Consider the following 1,258-nt stretch of genomic DNA (forward strand, 5'->3'; position numbering starts at 1 on the left):
CTCCCAGGCTCCGTCGACTGGAAGACAATCGGAAGAGTCTTCGGATCAGCCCCCTGTAAAAACGAAAGAGGTCCGCCCTTAAGCACCCCTGGGCCTCGATGCAAACCCCTGGACTCCTTGGGAAATGGCGCAAGTGGCTCGTGGCATGCGCATTGCGAAGGACCCCACCCGTGCCGCCGAGGCGCGGCTCCCAACGGCCCCCTTCCCCGAGAGACGCCATGCAGGATTCTTCCCACTTCTCCTCCCCGGACTCCCTCTCCACGTACCTCTCGGAGATCAACCAGTACCCGCTGCTGACGCAGCCCCAGGAGCAGGAGCTGTCGCGGCGCTTCCGCAAGGGCGACCTGATGGCGGGCCACCAGCTCGTCACGAGCAACCTGCGCTTCGTGGTGAAGGTGGCCTACGAGTACCGCTCCTACGGCCTGAAGATGTCGGACCTCATCCAGGAGGCGAACATCGGCCTGATGAAGGCCGTGCAGAAGTTCGACCCGGACAAGGGCATCCGCCTCATCTCCTACGCGGTGTGGTGGATTCGCGCGTACATCCAGAACTGCATCCTGCGTAACTGGAGCCTGGTGAAGCTGGGCACCACGCAGGCGCAGCGCCGCCTCTTCTTCAGCCTGGCGCGCACCCGCCGCGAGCTGGAGCGCATGGGCGCCGGCGACGCGAACATCGTCAACGCGGAGGAGATCGCCCGCAAGCTGAACGTGAAGGCCTCCGAGGTGCGCGAGATGGAGCAGCGCATGGGCGGCCGGGACCTGTCGCTCGACGCGCCCGTGGGCGAGGACGGCGACGCCACGCACCTGGACTTCGTCGAGTCCGCCACCGCCTCGCACGAGGACGAGGTGGCCGACCGCCAGCAGGCGGGCCTCACCCGGGAGCTGGTGCAGCGCGCCCTGCGCCGCCTGGACCCGCGCGAGCGCTTCATCATCGAGAACCGGGTGATGGGCGACTCCGAGATGACGCTCAGCGAGCTGGGCGAGCACTTCGGCTTCTCCCGCGAGCGCGCCCGCCAGCTGGAGATTCGCGCCAAGGACAAGCTCAAGGCGGAGCTGGCGCTGCTCATGGCCGACGCCGGCCTGGACGCCGCGTCGCTCGCCTGAGTCCTTCCCATCGGCCCCTTCACCGGGGACGCTGAACCACACCGAGTCCGTCCTTCGAAAGAAGGACGGACTCATTCGTTTGTGGGGCCCTACCTCCGTCCCACCCCCGCCCGAACGCGCGCGAGGCCGACAATCCGGCCCGGGCGGCGCTGACT

1 protein-coding gene is annotated in these 1,258 nt (G+C 67.6%); it reads left to right on the top strand.

Going from position 1 to position 1,258, the window contains the following annotated elements; genetic code table 11:
- Positions 1-218 precede the first annotated feature (218 nt).
- Complete coding sequence (locus tag FL311_RS43225) at positions 219-1,103, top strand: RNA polymerase factor sigma-32 (RefSeq protein WP_141333508.1); 885 nt, start codon at positions 219-221, stop codon at positions 1,101-1,103.
- The last annotated feature ends 155 nt before the right edge of the window (positions 1,104-1,258 follow it).

Source organism: Myxococcus sp. AB025B (genome assembly GCF_006518215.1).
Taxonomy (GTDB): Bacteria; Myxococcota; Myxococcia; order Myxococcales; family Myxococcaceae; genus Myxococcus; species Myxococcus fulvus.